We start from the raw sequence: 19,501 nt of genomic DNA, 5'->3' as shown, positions 1-19,501 counted from the left end.
AACCGCCTTCGCGCAAAACAAGGCACGATAACGCATCATGGCAACCGCGCTGTCACCGCAATTACCGTGTCTCATTCCAGGGGTGCAGTCCAGCGTTGGACGGTCGATTTCGTGCCGCGGTCACCGCAATTCGTGCGCCGGCCAAGGACGTGCTGCGATACGCTTAGTGAGGCCAGTGGCAGGGAGTCACAACGGCGGCGACGCCTGCCGGCCTTCATTCAAGGAGTTCAACCAGCGCCTCCGGAGCATCGGCGAACGCGAACGGGTTGAGGAATTGCCGCCGCCACAGGAAATTGCGGTCGACTTCCGAGAGCGCTGCCGTGTCGCATATTTCTTTCCAGAACCTCTTGATCGCCTTGATCTGTCCCGCGATGAGCTTGGTCGCCTCATCGAGTCCGAGAAGGAAGAGCGGTGCGGCCTGAAGGCACACGGTGATCTGGCTCGTGCGTCGCTCGCCGGTGATGAACATCGCCTGGCTGGCCTCTCCGCCGGTCCTGACCTGCGGGCAGATGTCGTAAGCGGGCGTCAGCGAGAGTTCTTTTCCATTCCAGAACGCCGCGTGGTTCCGGGCGTGATCGTCCGTGCTGTCTTCGCGTCAACGCAATGATCCATAAATGGATCATTTGGGCCTATATGGTCCATTAATGGACCATGGATGCCCGAGTTTTGGCCTCAGCCGGCTGATCCCTCAGTCAGGCACTGACTTCATCTCGACCAGCAGCTTCTCTGTCTCGCCCAGCAACGCCCGAATCGCCCGTCGTTCCGCAATCCCATCCTGCGTGAATGCGCCGTGCGTCCGCGCGTTCTGATTTCCCCTCGGCGCGCCAGACCTCCGTGCGCCGCCGTGCATGCGGCAGCGGGCCTTGCCTTGCACTGCCGGTGCGCGGCAGGTGGTGCCGCTGCGCGTCTCGGCGCCACAGCGCGGGCTCGTCGTCATCGCGCTCGTGTTGCGGATGTGATTGCAGCTCATGCGCTGGCGCATTGTCCGGATTCGGCCTCGCGCGGCGGGACCGGTCCTGCATCTGTCGCAGCGCCCGGCTCCGCGACGATCATGCTCGCGTGTTGGGTAACGTTGCCCACGATCGCTCTGCCGCCGTCCTGCACCGACAAATTCCGGACCGTGATCGCGCGCTCGCCGTTGTTGCGGTGGCGGCTGAGTGCCTCGATCTGGCTTGCGAAGGTGCGGGTCAGCCGGGTCAATGCGCGTGTGATGCTTTCCTGCTGCTGGACGTCGCCGCTGCAGGCGAGGCGGCAGGCTGAGCGCATCGCCGCCGTGTGAACGGACACCATCTGCACTGCGAGCATGGCTTCGATCGAATCCTTCGGTGCGATGCTCTTCACCATCGAGATCATGAAGGCGAGATTGGCTTCATCGGGCTCTCGTCCGATCGCGCTGGCCTTCACCAATTGCCTCAGCAGACCATGTAGCGCGTCGCGGTCGGCGGCGCCGAGCGCCTCGGCGAGCAGGCGTTCGCCGGCTTGCGGGTCGGTATGGTGGATCACAATCCGCCGCTTGTAGAGTTTGATCCGCGGGTTGGCGGCAAGGCCGCTGAGATCGTTTGCCGCAACCGGCAGCGTGCTGTGGCGTTTCGCAGATGTCGTCATGTGCTGTGTCCTTTGCCGGCGCGGGCTCATGGCGCGCGAAATCAATCGCTCGCTTGCTGCGCGCCTGGGCGATTTTGGAGATGTTGATGAAGGGCTTACGCGCAATCGCCGCTAGGCCCCCCGTGGTCGGGCGGTGTGACGCTGGCGATTGTTGCGATGATGCCATCATGCCGGTGTTTTGCCCGACGAGTCAAACGGCTTTGCCTGCTGCGCAATCCCTGTCAGTGCAAGTTCTTGTCCGTGCAAGTCCTTGTTCTGACAAGGACCGGCTACTGTGCATGGGGTTGTTTTCGCGGTTTTTGTTTCGATGCTGCCCTGACGTGCCGCCGCGCCGGCGCCAACGGCATGATCGCCTGCCGTTGGTGAAGGCCGGCAGGCTGCGCGCGCTCGCGGTGTCATCAGCCGAGCGGCTGCCATCGCTGCCTGACGTGCTGACCGTCGGGTGCGCAGTTTGCGCGAAATGCCGGAGTGGCCGATCCCTATCCGATGCCGGCCATCTGAGCTAACCGCTCGAGCAGCGGCCGCTGTCCCGCGTTGATCTTCTTGTGCGCTGCTTCGAGCGTGAACCATTCGGCACGGTCGACCTCGGGGAAGGTCTGTCGTTTGCCGCTACGTGGCGGCCATTCCATCTCGAAGATGTTGCTGCGAATGCTGCGCACGTCGATGTCGAATTCGGCAGCGAACGCGGTGACGACCTTGCCGCCGCGCTGCTTGACCTGCCCAAGCGAGATCAGCGGCATGGACAATGCGAAGCCGAGCTCTTCGGTAAACTCCCGCCGCGCTGCAGCTTCCGGATCTTCCCTGTCCGTATGCTCACCCTTCGGGATTGACCATGCACCGATGTCCTTGTTGCGCCAGAACGGCCCTCCGGGATGAACAAGGAGAACCTCGACTTCCCGCCGCTTTCGATATGCGAGGATCCCGGCACTGGTCGACGGCATGGCTGATTCCCTGCAGGCGAACCAACGGAAGCCGCTCCATCGAGCGGCTTGCGGATTTGTGCATCAGCCGGCAGATCGTTCGCGGGCGGCGAGACGGATGGCTCGGGTTTTCGCGCTCTTTCCGGCCGCGCGCGCTTCAATCATGCTGCGCCTCTTGAGGTGAGTCGAGGCGTTCTTCCGGAGCAGGGTTGCGATCCGCTTGCGTGCACGGCTGGTATTCAACCGGGCGGCCAGTTCCTCGGCCTTGCGAATGATAGTGGCGGCCGAGGGCGTCAGGTTGACCGGAACCCAGGCGACGTCTTTCGTCTTGGACAGGCTGCCGATGCCCTCGCAGGGGGCTTCTCGTGGCAGGTCGATCCGGATCGCAAGGGCCTCCGTGCGTTCGGTCCAGTCCTCGGCCTTGGTGCCCGTGATGATGCGGACATAGTCTCGCGTCTCGCGCGGCAGCTCGCTCTCCTTGGCGAGCCATTTCTGGATCCGGCCGGGACCCGCGTTGTAGGCGGCCGCGGCCAGGCCGAGATTGCCGAAATCGTCGCGCAGCTTGCGCAGGAATTTTGCGGATGCCGGCAGCGCCTTCATCGGATCGAAGGGATCATCTAACCCGACCTCCGCCGCTGTTTCCGGCATGAATTGAGCGACGCCCTGTGCGCCGGCCTGGCTGACCTCGTTGGACCTGAAGCGGCTCTCCTGCCAGATCAGGCGGGCGAAGAATGGCACCGGAATGCCGCTGGCCTCGGCTGCTCCACGAAGCGCGTGGCAGAATCGTTCCGTCCGCGAAACCGGCGCCTGCGTGACAGGCTCGTTCGCAAGCGGCTCGGGTGTCTCCTCATGGGCCGCACGTGCATTGGCGAACTCGAGGGCCTGCACGCTTGCGAGGAACAGTTCAACCACCGGAACAAGTGACGAGGCTTGCGTGTTTTCAAGAACAGCGCGTTCGAAAGCTGATGTCTGGCGGGACGCCGGATCGAGGTCGCACATCAGAATCATAAACGCGGCGCAGGCCGCGACGACAAATCGCATTGCGTGGACAACCTCGAGCTGTGGGTGAACGGCCGGCGGCGCGCCGACGATAAGGAGTTCTTAGACGACAAGGAGTTCTTAACCGTGTGATTGCGGCAAAGCTGCGGTCTCGTCGGTTCCGCCGGTGCTACTACGGTGTTCCCGCCGGGAAACTCTCCGCCGTTTTGCGGACATATTGGGACGGGCGACATGATGCGGTGGATTATTGGCGCGGCGATTTCGCTGTCGGTGATCTGTCCGGCGCTTGCAGGGCATCTCGATGCAGCGGCGGTGAACGATGCTGCGCGTCCTGCGAAACAGCCGGCTACCGACAAGATCAACGCGTCCGTTGTGAAGCTTCAAATCTTGCTGGACCGTGCGCAGTTCTCGCCCGGCGAAATCGACGGCAAGTTCGGCGAGAACGCCCAGAAGGCGTTGAAGGCATTTTCCGAGCAGAGCGGTATCGCATCCGACAAGACGATCGCGCCGGAGCTTTGGGACAGGCTGAGCGCGGCGAGCGAAGGTCCGATGATTGTCGACTACAAGATCACCGACGCCGATGTGAAGGGGCCGTTCCTGAAAGAGCTGCCAGGCAAGCTCGAGGACATGAAGGCGCTGAAGGCGCTGAGCTACACCAGCCCGCTCGAGGGGCTCGCCGAAAAATTCCACATGAGCGGCGACCTGCTTCGGACGCTCAATTCCGGCAAGTCGTTCGACAAGGCCGGCGAGACGATCACTGTCGCAAATGTCCCTGCACGAAGAGAGCTGCCACCCGTTGCGCGGATCGAGATCGACAAGAGCAACAGCACGCTAAGGGCGTTCGACGGGGCCGGCCGCCTGCTCGCATTCTATCCCGCGACAATCGGCAGTCCGGACCGTCCGACGCCGCAGGGTACGCTCAAGGTCACCAGCACCGACGAGAAGCCGACCTATCACTACAATCCTGACTACAAGTTCAGCAGCGTCAAATCGAAACAGCCGTTCGATGTCCAACCGGGCCCGAACAATCCGGTGGGGGCATATTGGATCGGCTTGTCGGCGCAGGGTTACGGCATCCACGGCACAGCGGAGCCCGACAAGGTCAGCAAGTCGGCGTCGCACGGCTGCGTCAGGCTGACCAATTGGGACGTGCGCGCGCTCGGTGACCACGTCAAGCGTGGCACACCGGTGGTCTTCCTGGATGCGCCGACGGAGTCGGCGTCCAAGCAGCGGGGGAAGTCCGGCGGCAGGCGCGCCTCGAACTGATCCTTGAAACTAGTTCTTGGGAAAGTCCTGACGCAGCGCGATCTCGGCGGCATCGCCGGGCGACAGCGCCGTCGGGTCGAACGCTGTTTGCGGTCTCGTCATGATGTCGTAGAGCGAGATGCCCCTTGATGGGCTTGCCCATGAGCTCGCGAACGCAGTCGGCGAGCGTGCCGTTCAAATCAGCCGGCAACGAAGGCGAGCAGGGTGCCGTTGGCCTTGGCCGGCGGTACGCAGATCGCAGGTCCGCTGCGCACAGCTGCCGAACCGAGCGCCTTCTCGGTGGCCGCGAGATCGCCGCTCACAAGCACCAGGGCCGCGCCGCCGCGTCCGGAAAGTCCCGCGAGCGGCACACCGGGATAGCGCTTGCCGAGCTGGTCCAGCGTCAGATAGACGAAATCGGCACGGTCGCCGCCGGATGGCACGGTCACTGCGCCGTCGTCCCCGGTCTTCGGCGCGCGGTCGATCAGCCGCCCCAAATGCGCGGCTTCCTTCGCGGGCTCGGGCGTCGCGATCAGCGTCTGCTTGATCCGCTTCGCCGCATTGGCGTGCTTCATCAATTCGGGAATCCACACCGTGTCCCGGGTCTTGTGCTGGCAAGCGAAGATACGCACGCCGCCGGGCGCCTCCGCGGTCGGCCACATGAAGGTGCGGAATTTCGCCGCCGAGACCGTGCCATCAGGCAGCGTCACGGGCCGTTCGAAATCGGTCGGGCCGATCGGCTCCAGGCCGCGTGCGCGGATCTCCTCCGCGCCGGCGGCGGAATCGACCGCGGTGAAGGCGATGCGCTCGATGCCCTCACCCCGCTTGTCGAGGAAGGCGCGCGCGGGCGCGTTGTGCTCGGTCGCGGCGAGCACGCCGAGCAGCTCCATATAGTCCGGGTCGAACATGATGGTGTAGTTGCCGGTTCCCATATGCGCGCTGTGGGTGCCGCGCGGCGAGAGGGTGAAGCCGAGCTGCTTGTAATTCTCGGCGGCCTTGTCGAGGTCCTGAACCATGACCACGGCGTGGTCGATACCGATGACGTTCTTGAGGGCCACTGTTCTTTCCCCGAATGCAAACTGACTTCAGGCCGCGGCGGCGGCCACTGGTGCCTGTCTACGCCGGATAGGCGGTCAAGTCATTTTCAAATCGGCGGCAAAGGCGGAATTTCATTCCGCGAAATGCTCTCTCGACGCGCGATGGCGTCAGCGAGCCTGCTCGATATAGGCGGCGAGGATGGCGCGCTCCTCGCTGGTCATTTCGGTGATGTTACCCGGCGGCATCGCATTGGACCAGGCCGCGACGCGGCCGATCAGGCGGATGTTGCGATGGATATGTTCGGGCGCATCGAGCAATATGCCTTTCGGCGCGGTCACGATGCCGTCCCAGACAGGCTCGGTTGCGTGGCACATGCTGCAGCGGGACATCACGATCTCCTCGACATTGGCGAGGGTCGGTTGCACCGGCAGCGCGCTTGTCCTGGCCTCGCGCGGCCCGGCCGCGGAGAGGAAGAGGATCGCGATCACGCCGACCGCTGCGACGCCCCAGACCCACCATGGCGATTTGCGTCCGGCATGACCCTCGTTGAAGAAGTGGCGGATCACCGGGCCGAGCGCCAGGATGATCGCGACGATGATCCAGTTGAAGCGCGTGGCGTAGAGCAGGGGATAGTGGCTGCTGATCATCAGCACGACGACAGGCAGCGTCAGATAATTGTTGTGGACCGAGCGCTCCTTGCTGGTCTTGCCCAGCTTTGGATCGGGTGCTTGTCCCGCGATCAGGCTGGCGACGATCTTCTTCTGGTTCGGGATGATCAGCGCGAAGACGTTGGCGACCATGATGGTGCCGATGATCGCGCCGATCTGGTTGAAGGCGCCGCGGCCGCTCAGCACGTGGGTGAAGGCATAGGTCAACGCGACCAGGAACAGATAGCCGCCGATGGCGAACGGGAGCTCGCGCTGCGCAAGCCCGGTGCGGCAGGCGGCTTCATACAGCAGCCATGCCAGCGCGAGGCTGCAAAAGCTGAACAGCCCGGCCTGGAATGGCGTGAGGTCGAGGATCGACTTGTCGACCAGGAACAGATCGGCTTCGAGATAATACACCACCACCATCAGCGCGAAGCCGGACAGCCAGGTGGTGTAGGCCTCCCATTTGAACCAGGTCAGCTCGCCTGGCATCCGGGCGGGTGCAACCAGATATTTCATGATCCGGTAGAAGCCGCCGCCATGGACCTGCCAGGCCTCGCCCTGCACACCGTCCGGCAGATCGCTGTTGGGCTTGAGGCTGAGGTCGAGGGCGATGAAATAGAAGGAACTGCCGATCCACGCGATCGCCGCGACCACGTGCAGCCCGCGGAGCAGCAGGCTCGCCCATTCCGATATGATGGATCCCCACATGATCACCCCAACAGATACGACACCAATGCCGCAGCTTTGATGACCGCAACCGGCGGCCCCGCCCATACAATGTGTCGCACCGTTCGGCGGCATTTTCCAGTACGATGGGTTGCGGCTGATGCACATCGTGCGGGCATGAGTTGACGTGGAATTCGGCAGGCGTTTGACCTGTCGCAGAACGTTTGCGGGTCGATCGGCGTTGACGCCCCACACGTGAAGGCCGGGAGGAAACGACGTGAAGAACAGGATTTCGTTGGTGGCGGTATCCGCGGGGTGGCTGGTCGCGATCGCGACCTCCGCACAGGCCGAGGCGGTGCTGCAGGGCAAGGAGGCCTACGGCGATTGGCAGGCCGACAAGCCCGGCACGGTCAGATTGATCCGGCCGCAGGACCTGGTGAGGCCCGGCGCCACGCGGTCGGTTGCGAGCTTCTCGCGTGTGGTGCCGCGGCCGCCGGAGGCTACGCTTCAGGTGCCGGCCGGATTCAAGATCGAGCTGTTCACCGGGGGCCTGCGTGCCCCGCGCATCATCAGGGTTGCGCCGAACGGCGATGTCTTCGTCGCGGAGACGCGCGCCGGCAACATCCGCGTGTTGCGCGCCGGTGAGGGCGGCAAGGTCGCGACCAACGACGTGTTCGCGAGCGGACTGCGGCAGCCGTTCGGCATCGCCTTCTTCCCGGGCGGCGACAATCCGCAATGGGTCTATGTCGCTAACACTGACAGCGTCGTCCGCATTCCCTATCAAGCCGGTGACCTCAAGGCGCGCGGCAAGGCGGAGACGATCGTGGCGAGCCTGCCGCATGACGGCGGCCATTCCACCCGCGACATCGTCTTCACGCCTGACAACAAGCGCATGCTGGTCTCGGTCGGCTCGCTCAGCAACGTCGCCGAAGGCATGGGTACGCCGCCGCGCGGATTGGAAGCGTGGTCGAAAACGCAGCCGCTCGGCGCCGCGTGGGCGAGCGAGACCGAGCGCGCCACCGTGCTCGCCTTCAATCCCGATGGTAAGGAGCGGAAGATCTACGCCACCGGCATCCGCAACTGCGTCGGCCTGGCGGTCCAGCCGCAGACCGGGCTGCCCTGGTGCTCGACCAACGAGCGCGACGGGCTCGGTGACGACCTCGTCCCTGACTACGTCACCAGCGTGAAGGAAGGCGCCTTCTATGGCTGGCCGTGGTTCTATGTCGGCGGCAATGAAGACCCGCGCCATGCCGGCGCGCGGCCGGACCTCAAGGACAAGGTTACCGTGCCTGATGTGCTGGTGCAGCCGCACTCGGCCTCGCTCGGCATGACCTTCTATCAGGGCACGCAGTTTCCATCCGAGTACCAAGGCGATGCCTTCGCCGCCGAGCACGGCTCCTGGAACCGGTCGAAGCGCACCGGCTACAAGGTGATCCGCATCTGGATGAAGGATGGCAAGCCGACGGGCGAGTACGAGGATTTCGTCACGGGGTTCGTGGTGAATGACACCGACGTGTGGGGGCGGCCGGTCGGTGTCGCCGTGGCGAAGGATGGATCGTTGCTGGTGTCGGAGGACGGCAATGGCACGATCTGGCGGGTGACAAGCGTGCCGCGATGAAGGTGTACCCTCTCCCACAAGGGCAGAAGGGACAGCAGCGTGCTTGGGATGTCTACCCCCTGCGCACACTCGCGCCGCCATCCACCGGCAGCGTCACGCCCGTAATGAAGTTCGCCTCGTCCGATGCCAAGAACAGCGCGGCATTGGCGACGTCCCATCCCGTGCCCATCTTCCGGCGGAGCGGCACCTTGCTGTCGCGCTCGGCTTCGACTTCGGCGCGGGTCTTGTGCCATTCGCGGGCGCGGGTGTCGACGGCCATCGGCGTGTTCATCAGGCCCGGCAGGATGACGTTGGCGCGGATGCCGTATTCGGCGTTCTGGTAGGCGAGCTGTTCGGTGAAGGCGATCATTGCCGACTTCGTCGCCTTGTAGGCGACGTACGGATAGGTCGTGATCGCCGCCATCGAGGAGATGTTGATGATCGCGCCGCTGTTCTGCGCGCGCATGATCGGGATCACCTCTTTCGCCGCCAGAATGCAGCTCTTCAGATTGATGGCGACAACGCGGTCGAATGCCTCCTCGGTGATTTGCAGCAACTCGGCATCGCCGCCGGACAGGCTGACGCCGACATTGTTGTGCAGCACGTCGATGCGGCCCCAGCGCGAATGCGCGTCCGCGACCATCGCCTTGATGTCGGCGGACTTGGTCACGTCGGCCTTGAAGGCTGCGGCGGTGCCTTGCTGCGCGGCGATCAGGGCAGCGGTTTCCTGCGCCGATTCCAGATGATGATCGACGCAAAGCACCTTGGCGCCCTCGCGCGCGAAGGTGAGCGCGGTGGCGCGGCCGTTGCCCATTCCCTCGCCGGGGCTTTGCCCGGCCCCGACCACGATCGCAATCTTGTCCTTCAAGCGCATGTCAGTTCACTCCGGGGATCGGGTACTGCTGGAGTACCTCTTTGTAATAAGGCTCGTTGTCGATCTTCATGGTGGCGAGCACGCGCACGACGCCGCAATAGAAAGCGATGGTCAGCACGAGGTCGACCATGTGTTCGTCCGAGAGATGCTGCTTGATCTCGGCAAAGGTCGCATCCGACATCGCGAGCTCGCGTACCATCTCGCGGGCGCCTTTCAGGATCGCCTTGGCGAGCGGCTCGAGCTTCGAGGCCTTTCCGTTGGTCTCGGCCATCAGGCCGGCGATGTCCTCGTCGGTGACGCCGAATTCCTTGCCGATCTTCACGTGATGGGTGAATTCGTATTCCGACTTCTCCATCCAGCCGACCTGGAGGATCGCAAGCTCCCGCAGGCGCGGGTCGAGCTTGCTCTTGAAGCGGATGTAGCCGCCGATGCCGTTGAAGGCGCGCGCCATCTCCGGCGAGTTGACCAACAGCTTGTGCAGATTGGTGTTGCGCTTGAGCATGTCGCGATAATCAGGCGCGACCTGGTCGGCTTCGAGATAGGGCAGGCGGGCCATCCCTGGTGTTCCTTTCAGTGCTCTTGTGATCCACGTTCGGGGGCTTGGAGCGTCACGCCGCCGTCGACCACCAGCACCTGGCCGGTGATGTAGCGCGCGAAATTGCTGAGCAGGAACTTGACGGCATGGCCGACGTCCCAGCCGGTGCCTTCGGTCTTCAGCAGTGAGGCCATGGCGCGCTGCGCGCGCGCCTGCTCGCTCATGCCGCGGGCATAGACCATCGGCGTGTACATCGGTCCCGGGCAAATGCAGTTGACGCGGATGTTGTCGCGGCCATGATCGACCGCCATCGCGCGGGTCAGCCCGATGATCGCGGCCTTTGATGTCGTGTAGGTCGTGAGCCCGCGCGGCCGCAGCGCCGAGATCGAGGAGATGTTGACGATCGCGCCGCCCCTGGCGGTCTTGATCATGGCGGGGATCGCATGCTTCGAGAGCAGGAACATGCTCTCGACATTGACCTGCATGACGCGGCGATATTGCTCGGGCGTCTCGTCGACCACGCTGCCCCGGCTGCCGATGCCGACATTGTTGTCGAGAAAATCGAGCCGGCCCCAGCGATCGAGCGCCGCTTCGACCAGTGCCTTGCAATCGCCCTCGCTGGTGACATCGCCGCCATGGGCTGCGGCAGTGCCGCCCTCGGCTGAGATCATCTCCACGGTGCGCTCGGCGAGCTTGAGGTTGCGGTCCGCCACCAGCACCTTGGCGCCCGCGCGTGCCAGCAGGATTGCGGCAGCACGGCCATTGCCGATACCGTCGCCCGCAGCGCCGCCTCCGCTGACCATCGCTACCTTGCCGCCGAAACCGGCATCGTCCTCGGGGCCCCGCATGTCGTTCTTCCCAATTATTTTCGTGCAGATTAGCAATCGTCCCCGCCGGAGAGAAGGGCGCTCCTCCTGCATTCATGTCATTGACATCGCATGGAATTGCATGTCGCGGCCGGCGCATTGAGCAGGGCTGGTCCTTGCGGCTGAGGAACCGTTTTCCCGCGACTGCGTTTGCTGCCGGAGCCTTTCCCGCGCTAGGCTCTGTCCCGGGGCTTCCCAACCGCCAGTGGCTTGCCGATGAATCTGCTCGATCCACAAGGACCTGTGGCTGCGGCCAACAGCACGATCCTGGTCGATTCCGTCTTCATCATGCTCGCGATCGTGGTGCCGACCATCATCGCGATCCTCGGCTTTGCGTTCTGGTTTCGCGCCTCCAATCCGAGGGCGCACTTTCAGCCGGACTTCGTCTATTCCGGGCGCGTCGAGATGGTGGTGTGGGCGATCCCCGCGCTCACCGTGATCCTGCTCGGCGGCGTCGCCTGGATCGGCTCGCACCAGCTCGATCCCGCAGCACCCGTGCCCGGCACTGGCAGCCCGGTCCGCATTCAGGCCGTCTCGCTCGACTGGAAATGGCTGTTCATTTATCCCGACCAGCGCATCGCCACCGTCAACACGCTGACGGTGCCGGCCGGCGCCGAGCTGAACTTTCAGCTGACGTCGTCGAGCGTGATGAACACGTTCTTCATCCCGCAGCTCGGCAGCATGATCTACACCATGAACGGCATGGTGACGAAGCTGAACCTGCGCGCCGACAGCGAAGGCAAGCTGCAGGGCCTGTCGGCACATTTCTCCGGCGACGGTTTTCCGGACATGATGTTCGACGTCAACGTGATCTCGCCGCTCGCCTTTCCGGACTGGGTGGCGGCGACGGCGAAGAGCGATGCCGTGCTCAACGAAGAGAGTTACAAGAAGCTGATGCAGCAGGGCATCGAAAAGGGCAGGCCGACCTACCGGCTCGACGATCCCAGGCTGTTCGATCTGATCGCGAGCCAGCACATTCCGCCAGGACCGGGGCCAGAGCTGATCTCCGATGCCGGCCGTCCGCACAGTGGAGGCCATGATGCTCGGTAAGCTCGACTGGTCGGCGATTCCGTTCGACCAACCCATTCCGCTGATTGCGGGCGCAGTCGTGCTGTTCGGGATTCTCGCGGTGCTGATCTGGGTCGTGGTGAAGGGGCATCTGCCCTATCTCTGGCACGAGTGGATCACCAGCGTCGACCACAAGCGGATCGGCGTCATGTACATCCTGCTGGCCTCGGTGATGCTGCTGCGTGGCGGCAGCGACGCCATCATGATGCGGATCCAGCAAGCGGTCGCCTATCAATCGCAGGGTTATCTGCCGCCGGAGCATTACAACCAGATATTCTCCGCGCACGGCACCATCATGATCTTCTTCGTGGCGATGCCGTTCGTGATCGGGCTGATGAACCTGATCGTGCCGCTGCAGCTTGGCGTGCGCGACGTCGCTTTCCCGACGCTCAATTCAGTCGGCTTCTGGCTGACCGCGACCGGCGCGCTGCTGGTCAATCTCTCGCTCGTGATCGGCGAATTCGCGCGTACCGGCTGGCTCGCCTTTCCGCCGCTGTCGGAATTGTCCTACTCGCCGGGCGTCGGCGTCGACTATTACGCCTGGTCGCTGCAGATCTCCGGCGTCGGCACGCTGGTGGCCGGTATCAACCTCGTGACAACGGTGCTGAAGCTGCGCACCAAGGGCATGAACTATCTGCGCATGCCGATGTTCTGCTGGACCACGCTGGCCTCGAACCTCCTCATCGTCGCGGCATTCCCGATCCTCACTGCGACGCTGGCGATGCTGCTGCTCGATCGCTATCTCGGCTTCCACTTCTTCACCAACGAAGCCGGCGGCAACGTCATGATGTTCATGAACCTGATCTGGGCCTGGGGCCATCCGGAAGTCTATATCCTCGTGCTGCCGGCCTTCGGCATCTTCTCCGAGGTGGTCTCGACCTTCTCCGGCAAGGCCCTGTTCGGCTATCGCTCGATGGTGCTGGCGACCATGGCGATCTGCATCATTTCCTTCATGGTCTGGCTGCATCACTTCTTCACGATGGGCGCAGGTCCCGACGTCAACGCCATCTTCGGCATCGCCAGCATGATCATCGCGATACCGACCGGGGTGAAGATCTACAATTGGTTGTTCACGATGTATGGCGGCCGCATCCGCTTCGAGACGCCGATGCTGTGGTCGATAGGCTTCATGGTCACCTTCATCATCGGCGGACTGACCGGCGTGCTGGTCGCGGTGCCGCCGGCCGATTTCATGCTCCACAACAGCATGTTCCTGGTTGCACACTTCCACAACGTCATCATCGGCGGTGTGCTGTTCGGTGCCTTCGCCGGGTTCGAATACTGGTTTCCAAAGGCGTTCGGCTTCCGCCTTGACGACCGCTGGGGCAAGCTGGCGTTCTGGTTCACGTTCCTCGGCTTCTACGTCACCTTCGTGCCGCTCTATGTCGCCGGCATGCTCGGCATGACGCGGCGGATGCAGCACTATGATGTCGCGGCATGGCGGCCGTGGATGTTCGTGGCGGCCGCCGGCATGGCCGTGCTGACAATCGGGGTGATCTGCCAGATCGTGCAGATAGTGGTCAGCATCCGCAACCGCGATGCCTTGCGCGATCGCACCGGCGATCCCTGGGACGGCCGCTCGCTGGAATGGGCGACCTCGTCGCCGCCACCGGTTTTCAACTTCGCTTTCAATCCAGATGTGCGCGGCGAGGATGCCTACTGGGACATGAAGAGCCGCGCCCAGCAGCAATCGCTCGAGCATGAATTGCCCGAGTATCGTGATATCGAGATGCCCCGGAATTCCCCGACCGGTTTCGTCTGTGCGTTCTTTGCCACCATCATGGGCTTTGCACTGATCTGGCACATCTGGTGGATGGTGATTTTGGGCGGCATCGGGGCGTTCGCGACCTTCGTCGTGTTCGCCTGGCGCGACCATGACGAATACGTCATTCCGGCCGACGAAGTCGCCGCGATAGACCGCGTCAATCTCGAGGAGCGGCGCAGCCTTGTCAGCATGGCGGGGACAGTCTGATGTCAATGACCGCGACGGCCGGCCGTGCGCACGCCGATCCCCATCACATCGGGCTCGTCATCGAGCATCCCGGGCCGGCGCCGAAGCGCATCGTGACCGCCTATGGCTTCTGGGTCTTCCTGCTCTCCGACATCGTGATGTTCTCCTGCTTCTTTGCGGCCTATGCGGTGCTGGCCGGCCAGACCGCCGGCGGCCCGAAAGGTTCGGAGATATTCGACCAGCGGAATGTGGCGATCGAGACTGTCTGCCTGCTGCTGTCGAGTTTTACGTGCGGCATGGCCAGTATCGCGGCCGATGTGCGCAACCGGTTCTGGTTCTACCTCGGCATGGCCGTGACTTGCGGGCTCGGAGTGGTGTTCCTCACCATTGAGTTCCGCGAATTCGCCGATCTCGTCTCCCGCGGCTATGGGCCGTCGCGAAGCGCCTTCCTCACAGCGTTCTTCTCGCTGGTGGGATGCCACGGTCTGCACGTCTCGGCTGGCGTGCTGTGGCTGCTGACCATGATGGCCCAGGTCTTCGCCAAGGGCTTTCGCGCAGACGTCCTGCGCCGGATGATGTGCTTTGCGCTGTTCTGGCATGCGCTCGACATCGTCTGGGTCGGGGTGTTCTCCGTGGTCTACTTGCTTGGGAGTGGCGTATGAGCGATCAGGCGCATGTGCGGACCGAACGCGACCTCGCGCCGGGCGAGGAAGAGCAACACAGTGTCGGCGCACGCATCCTTGGTTACGTGGTCGGCCTTGTGCTTGCGCTGCTGCTGACGGCGACGTCGTTCTTCATCGCCGGCACCGATCTGGTCTGGCAGCCTTCCATTCCCGTTGCGCTGATCGTGCTGGCGATCGCGCAGATGGGCGTGCATCTGGTGTTCTTCCTGCACATCACCACCGGCCCCGACAACACCAATAACGTGCTGGCGCTGGCGTTCGGGCTGCTGGTGGTCTTCCTGGTGGTCGGTGGCACCGTCTGGATCATGGCGCATCTGAATGCGAACATGCCGCCGATGGATCAGATCATGCCAATGCGCCGTTAGCGCATTGTGCAAAAAAGAAGAGCCGCTTGTTGTGACAAGCGGCCCAAGTCTAGGGAGGAAACGCCCGAGCAAAGCAATCGGGCCGGAACCGGATTGCCGCCAAGGAAACGCTCGCGCAAAGCGCTTGCGTACACATTTAAATGCAGCAACTCCCGATAGAGTTCAATTCCGGATGAATACTGTCTCCGGCTACCGCTCACGGCTGCGTGATGGGCTTCCTCATTTCGGCCGGCGGCAATTATAGGCCTTGCGGAAGCCCGCGGCCTGGGCGTCGTCCTCCGAGCAGAACCAGCGATCCGGCTTGGTGGTCGCGGGGTAACTCGGGCAACCCCGCAAATGATAGATGCCGATATTGCCGGTGACGCGCGCGCGCACCGCAAGCTTACCCTTAATGCTACAGCTCGGCGGCATGTTCAGATCCTCGGGAAACAACGCCGTGCGAATCTCCTTGTCGCGGTCGGCGCGGCAGGCGGCACCCAGGAGCGCGCCGTCCTTCTTGCCAGCGCGGAATTCTTGCGGTGCAACAAAGCAGCCCTTCCAGATGCCGGCCGAGGCCGATTTCGCGTCGGCTGCGGCCGACTTGACGTTCGCCTTGATCGGCTCGCGCGCGATGGCAAAGCCGAGCTTGACTAACTGCTCGTTCAAGCTGGTCTTGTCGCCCTCGGCCGTGCAGATCGCGCGGTGCCGCTTGCCGAAGCTTTTTTCGGGGCCGACATCGTCGCAACGCACGGATCGTTTGCCGATCAGCTTCGCGAGCTGGTCGCGGGCCTCGATGCCGCAGGTCCAGGGATCGGCGTGATCGTCGATACAGACCTGGTCCAGCTCGGGCGCGTCGACGCCGTCGAGGCGGTAGGTGACGTCGCCGAGCTGGATGGCGTTGCCGTCGCGGACCGTCGCGGCGGCGGTCAGTGCAGAGGCGGGGCCGGAGGTGCCCAGAAATCCGGACAAAGCGAGAAAGAAAACCAGCGCGAAAGCGCGAGCGGCGGAAAATGAATTCTCGAAGGACATACGGTCTCGCTATCGATTGGTCTTTCGCCTTGTTCCTAGCATCCGGATGTGGCGATACCAATGGTCTGCGCCCTGCGAAGTGCGACATTCCGGCCCCGCGGCTTTACTCAGCCGTAGCTCTGATCCTATCGTTGCCCGGCCTCGCGGACCGCGGAGGCCGAATCGCCCGTGAAGCGGCGAGGGAGGGAAAAGGTTGCGATGAAAGACCCCGTGGACGTCCTGATCATCGGTGCCGGCGCTTCAGGCGCGGCGGTGGCATGGTCGCTGGCCGAGACCAAAATGCACATTCTCTGCCTGGAGCAGGGTGGCTGGATGAACCCGGCGGAATATCCCAGCACGGGCCGGGACTGGGAGGCCAAGTTCTACGGCGAGTGGTCGTCGAGCCCCAACATCCGCGGCCGGCCCGAGGACTATCCGATCAACGACGACAATTCGCCGATCAAGGTCGTCAACTACAATGCGGTCGGCGGCTCGACGGTGATGTACACCGCGCATTGGCCGCGGCTGCATCCCTCCGATTTCAAGGTCAAGACGCTCGACGGCGTCGCCGACGACTGGCCGATCGACTACGACGCGCTGACCCCGTTCTTCGAAGAGAATGACCGGATGATGGGGACGTCAGGCCTGTCGGGCGATCCGCTCTCGCCGCTGACGCATCCGCCGATGCCGCAACAGCCGCTCGGCCTGTCCGGCGCCATCATCGGCAAGGCCATGAACGAGCGCGGCTGGCACTGGTGGCCGTCGGACACGACGGTCGCGACCATGGACTATGAGGGCCGCGCGCGCTGCATCAATCTCGGCCATTGCACGCCGGCCTGCGCGCAAGGCGCAAAATCCTCGACCGACATCACCTATTGGCCGCACGCGGTCCGCGCCGGTGTCGAGCTGCGCACCCATTGCCGGGTGCGCGAGATCACCACCGACGAGAACGGCATGGCCACGGGCGTGGTCTACTACGACAAGGATAGCGTCGAGCAGTTCCAGCCGGCGCATGTCGTCATCATCGCCTGTAACGGCGTCGGCACGCCGCGGCTGCTGCTGAACTCGGCATCGAACCGCTTTCCGAACGGGCTTGCCAATTCGTCCGGCTTGGTCGGCAAGAACCTGATGTTCCATCCCTATGCGCAGATCTACGGCTACGTGAAGGAGCCGACCGATAGCAACCGCGCGCCGCCGACCTGCCTGTGGAGCAAGGAGTGGTATGACACGGACCTCTCGCGCGGGTTCGTGCGCGGCTATGGCGTCCAGTTCGTGCGCGGCGCGGGGCCGGTGTTCGAGGCTGTCGTCAGCGAGCAGAAGGGCATTCTGCCGTGGGGCGCCGATCATCACCGCATCTTCCGCAAGCTCAACGGCCACCGCCTCGGATTTTCCGCGATTTGCGAGGACCTGCCGGAGGAGCATAACCAGGTCACGCTCGATCCGGTCTTGAAGGACAGCCACGGCATTCCCGCGCCGAAGATCGACTACACGATCAGCGAGAACAGCCGGAAGATGATGGAGCATGCGCTGGCGCGCGGCCGGGAGATTCTCGAAACGGCGGGGGCGAGCGACATCTGCGTCAACTCGCCGATCCCGTGGGGCGGCTGGCACCTGCTGGGCACGGCACGCATGGGCACCGACCCCGAACGCTCCGTCGTCAACGAATGGGGCCGCTCGCACGACGTGAAGAACCTCTTCATCGTCGATGGCAGCGTCTTCGTCACCTCGGGCGGCGTCAACCCGACCTCCACCATCCAGGCCATCGCGCTCTACGTCGCCGACCAGATGAAGCAACGCCTCGCCAATTTGTTCGATTGAGAATGATATGTCCGCAGAAAATCAACTGACACGCGCCCAACGCGACGACCTTCGCACCATCGCCGCGATGATCGTTCCCGCCAGCGACGCGTACAAGGTGCCCGGCGCCGATGATCCCGCGATCCAGGCCGACATGCTGGCGACGCTTGGCCGTGACAGCAGATTGGTGGCGGCGGCGCTCGACCATCTGGCGCGGCTTGCGGGCCAACCGTTCGCCGAGCTCGATGCGGCAAAGCGCGATCTGGTGGTGCAGGAGTTTCGCAATTCCGGCGGCGCGGCCGCGGTGACGCTCGTCCGCGTGGTGCTGCAATGCTACTACCGCGACGACCGTGTGCTGCACTCGCTAGGGCTCGAGCTGCGCGCGCCGTTCCCCAAGGGTTACGTGCTCCCGGATGGCGACTGGTCCCTGCTCGACCCGGTCAAGGCAAGGGCGGGCACGCTGCGGCGGGTGCCCTAAGCGGCCACTTGCGCTGGAGGGAACAGGCCACCATCTGTGTGACCCTCAAGGACTCTTGCCATGTTGGATTTTACCTCAGACATCGTCGATGACGCATCGCGAGCGACAGCGGCTGCCCCGGACAATGACCGGGTCCTGCTGGACGCCTATTCCAATGCCGTGATCGACGTGACCGATCGCGTCGGCCCTGCGGTGGTGCGCGTCGAAACCGGGCCGAAAGTGCCGAACGGCCGCGAGCGCGGCGGGCTCGGCTCCGGCATCGTGATCTCGCCGGACGGGCTCGTGCTCACCAATAGCCATGTGGTCGGCTCGTCGAAGGAGATCCGGCTGCGGGACGTCGAGGGTAATGTCGGCGAGGCCCGCGTGCTCGGTGTCGACCCCGATACCGACCTCGCGCTGCTGCGCGCCAACGGCGTGCGTGACTTGCCCTATGCCGCGCTCGGCAACTCCCAGAACCTGAAGCGCGGCCAGCTCGTGATCGCGATCGGCAATCCGCTCGGATTCGAGTCGACCGTCACCGCCGGCGTGGTCTCCGCGCTCGGGCGCTCGATCCGCTCGGTCAGCGGCCGCACCATCGAGGACGTGATCCAGACCGATGCCGCGCTCAATCCCGGCAATTCCGGCGGGCCGCTGGTGTCGTCGAATGCCGAGGTGATCGGCATCAACACCGCCATCATAAATGGCGCGCAAGGCATCTGCTTCGCGGTCGCCAGCAACACCGCGCAATTCGTGCTGTCGGAGATCATCCGCCACGGCTATGTCCGCCGCGCCTATATCGGCGTCGCCGGGCAGACCGCGCCGATCCCGCGGCGGCACGCGGTGCTGGCCGGCGTCGAGAACAAGATGGGCGCGTTGCTGGCGCAGATCGAGCCGGACGGGCCGGCGGCGAAGGCGGGCCTGTTGTCCGGCGATGTCGTGATCAGCCTCGACGGCGTCGGGATCAATGGCGTCGACGACCTGATCCGCGTGCTCGACCGCGACCGGATCGGCCGGCGGCTGGCCATGGACGTGCTGCGGCTCGGCCGGCTGCGGGCGATCGACATCGACCCGGTCGAGCGCAAGCCGGCCCGCTAGCTGTGGTCTTTCAGGAGGTTGTCCATCATTGCGAGCCAACGGGTCTGCGCGAAGCGCGGCCCGATGACGGGCTCCGCGAAGCAATCCAGACTGTCTCCGGGGA

19 protein-coding genes and 1 pseudogene are annotated in these 19,501 nt (G+C 64.0%); 9 read left to right on the top strand and 11 right to left on the bottom strand.

Going from position 1 to position 19,501, the window contains the following annotated elements:
• Nucleotides 1-214: 214 nt before the first annotated feature.
• From ABIB06_RS33935 to ABIB06_RS33915, 5 genes and pseudogenes are all read right to left on the bottom strand, one after another.
• Nucleotides 215-571: pseudogene (locus tag ABIB06_RS33935) on the bottom strand (type II toxin-antitoxin system HipA family toxin); the annotation flags it as partial.
• A gap of 117 nt (nt 572-688) precedes the next feature.
• A complete protein-coding gene (locus tag ABIB06_RS33930; protein ID WP_354052374.1) occupies nt 689-982 on the bottom strand; it encodes an HGGxSTG domain-containing protein in 294 nt (97 codons plus the stop codon).
• Nucleotides 967-1,605, bottom strand: a complete 639-nt coding sequence (locus ABIB06_RS33925; RefSeq protein WP_247441187.1) for a hypothetical protein — start codon at nt 1,603-1,605, stop codon at nt 967-969. The genes ABIB06_RS33930 and ABIB06_RS33925 overlap by 16 nt, the downstream gene beginning before the upstream one ends.
• A 479-nt stretch (nt 1,606-2,084) precedes the next feature.
• Nucleotides 2,085-2,546: an NUDIX hydrolase gene (locus ABIB06_RS33920; protein ID WP_247441189.1), complete on the bottom strand. Its 462-nt coding sequence runs from the start codon at nt 2,544-2,546 to the stop codon at nt 2,085-2,087.
• Nucleotides 2,547-2,609: 63 nt separating this feature from the next.
• The gene (locus tag ABIB06_RS33915; RefSeq protein WP_247441191.1) at nt 2,610-3,566 is read right to left on the bottom strand and encodes a lytic transglycosylase domain-containing protein; all 957 of its coding nucleotides are present in this window, start codon (nt 3,564-3,566) and stop codon (nt 2,610-2,612) included.
• Nucleotides 3,567-3,755: 189 nt separating this feature from the next.
• Between ABIB06_RS33915 and ABIB06_RS33910 the strand changes: the two genes are divergently transcribed.
• Nucleotides 3,756-4,790 (top strand): L,D-transpeptidase family protein, encoded by a 1,035-nt coding sequence (locus ABIB06_RS33910; RefSeq protein ID WP_247441192.1) that lies wholly within the window; start codon nt 3,756-3,758, stop codon nt 4,788-4,790.
• A 179-nt stretch (nt 4,791-4,969) separates the two neighbouring features.
• On the opposite strand, the gene ABIB06_RS33905 is transcribed toward ABIB06_RS33910, so the two are convergent.
• Both ABIB06_RS33905 and ABIB06_RS33900 read right to left on the bottom strand, forming a co-directional pair.
• Nucleotides 4,970-5,827, bottom strand: coding sequence for a VOC family protein (locus ABIB06_RS33905; protein ID WP_247348195.1), 858 nt, complete (start codon nt 5,825-5,827; stop codon nt 4,970-4,972).
• Nucleotides 5,828-5,974: 147 nt separating this feature from the next.
• Nucleotides 5,975-7,165: a urate hydroxylase PuuD gene (locus tag ABIB06_RS33900; protein WP_354069915.1), complete on the bottom strand. Its 1,191-nt coding sequence runs from the start codon at nt 7,163-7,165 to the stop codon at nt 5,975-5,977.
• Between the two features lie 235 nt (nt 7,166-7,400).
• On the opposite strand from ABIB06_RS33900, the gene ABIB06_RS33895 reads away from it, so the two are divergent.
• On the top strand, nt 7,401-8,741 hold the full coding sequence (locus ABIB06_RS33895) for a PQQ-dependent sugar dehydrogenase (RefSeq protein ID WP_354052369.1): 1,341 nt from the start codon (nt 7,401-7,403) through the stop codon (nt 8,739-8,741).
• A 52-nt stretch (nt 8,742-8,793) separates the two neighbouring features.
• Here the strand turns inward: ABIB06_RS33895 and ABIB06_RS33890 are convergent, their stop codons facing one another.
• Genes ABIB06_RS33890 through ABIB06_RS33880 form a run of 3 tightly spaced genes read right to left on the bottom strand, consistent with a single transcriptional unit; the run spans nt 8,794 to nt 10,977 of the window.
• Complete coding sequence (locus ABIB06_RS33890) at nt 8,794-9,594, bottom strand: SDR family NAD(P)-dependent oxidoreductase (RefSeq protein ID WP_354052368.1); 801 nt, start codon at nt 9,592-9,594, stop codon at nt 8,794-8,796.
• A 1-nt stretch (nt 9,595) separates the two neighbouring features.
• Nucleotides 9,596-10,150 carry a carboxymuconolactone decarboxylase family protein gene (locus ABIB06_RS33885; RefSeq protein ID WP_354052366.1) on the bottom strand — a complete coding sequence of 185 codons (555 nt, stop codon included), beginning with the start codon at nt 10,148-10,150 and terminating at the stop codon, nt 9,596-9,598.
• Between the two features lie 14 nt (nt 10,151-10,164).
• The gene (locus tag ABIB06_RS33880) at nt 10,165-10,977 is read right to left on the bottom strand and encodes an SDR family NAD(P)-dependent oxidoreductase (protein ID WP_354052365.1); all 813 of its coding nucleotides are present in this window, start codon (nt 10,975-10,977) and stop codon (nt 10,165-10,167) included.
• A 234-nt stretch (nt 10,978-11,211) separates the two neighbouring features.
• On the opposite strand from ABIB06_RS33880, the gene ABIB06_RS33875 reads away from it, so the two are divergent.
• Genes ABIB06_RS33875 through cyoD form a run of 4 tightly spaced genes read left to right on the top strand, consistent with a single transcriptional unit; the run spans nt 11,212 to nt 15,062 of the window.
• Nucleotides 11,212-12,045: a cytochrome ubiquinol oxidase subunit II family protein gene (locus tag ABIB06_RS33875; protein WP_247441204.1), complete on the top strand. Its 834-nt coding sequence runs from the start codon at nt 11,212-11,214 to the stop codon at nt 12,043-12,045.
• On the top strand, nt 12,035-14,035 hold the full coding sequence (cyoB, locus tag ABIB06_RS33870; RefSeq protein WP_354069918.1) for a cytochrome o ubiquinol oxidase subunit I: 2,001 nt from the start codon (nt 12,035-12,037) through the stop codon (nt 14,033-14,035). The genes ABIB06_RS33875 and cyoB overlap by 11 nt, the downstream gene beginning before the upstream one ends.
• A complete protein-coding gene (locus ABIB06_RS33865) occupies nt 14,035-14,676 on the top strand; it encodes a cytochrome (ubi)quinol oxidase subunit III (protein WP_354052361.1) in 642 nt (213 codons plus the stop codon). The genes cyoB and ABIB06_RS33865 overlap by 1 nt, the downstream gene beginning before the upstream one ends.
• Nucleotides 14,673-15,062, top strand: coding sequence for a cytochrome o ubiquinol oxidase subunit IV (gene cyoD / locus ABIB06_RS33860; RefSeq protein WP_247348214.1), 390 nt, complete (start codon nt 14,673-14,675; stop codon nt 15,060-15,062). Before ABIB06_RS33865 ends, cyoD begins: the two co-directional genes overlap by 4 nt.
• Before the next feature lie 219 nt (nt 15,063-15,281).
• On the opposite strand, the gene ABIB06_RS33855 is transcribed toward cyoD, so the two are convergent.
• Entirely contained in the window at nt 15,282-16,070 is a 789-nt protein-coding gene (locus tag ABIB06_RS33855; protein WP_354052359.1) for a thermonuclease family protein, read from the bottom strand.
• A gap of 198 nt (nt 16,071-16,268) precedes the next feature.
• Between ABIB06_RS33855 and ABIB06_RS33850 the strand changes: the two genes are divergently transcribed.
• From ABIB06_RS33850 to ABIB06_RS33840, 3 genes are read left to right on the top strand one after another with little or no spacing between them, the layout of a single operon-like run.
• Nucleotides 16,269-17,867 carry a GMC family oxidoreductase gene (locus ABIB06_RS33850; protein ID WP_354069922.1) on the top strand — a complete coding sequence of 533 codons (1,599 nt, stop codon included), beginning with the start codon at nt 16,269-16,271 and terminating at the stop codon, nt 17,865-17,867.
• A 7-nt stretch (nt 17,868-17,874) separates the two neighbouring features.
• A complete protein-coding gene (locus tag ABIB06_RS33845; protein WP_354052357.1) occupies nt 17,875-18,324 on the top strand; it encodes a gluconate 2-dehydrogenase subunit 3 family protein in 450 nt (149 codons plus the stop codon).
• Nucleotides 18,325-18,384: 60 nt separating this feature from the next.
• On the top strand, nt 18,385-19,398 hold the full coding sequence (locus ABIB06_RS33840; RefSeq protein WP_354052356.1) for a S1C family serine protease: 1,014 nt from the start codon (nt 18,385-18,387) through the stop codon (nt 19,396-19,398).
• The last annotated feature ends 103 nt before the right edge of the window (nt 19,399-19,501 follow it).

It is taken from the genome of Bradyrhizobium sp. LB8.2 (assembly GCF_040548035.1).
Classification (GTDB): Bacteria; Pseudomonadota; Alphaproteobacteria; order Rhizobiales; family Xanthobacteraceae; genus Bradyrhizobium.
The sequence above is the reverse complement of the archived record's forward strand: the minus strand, read 5'-3'. Positions and strand labels throughout refer to the sequence as shown.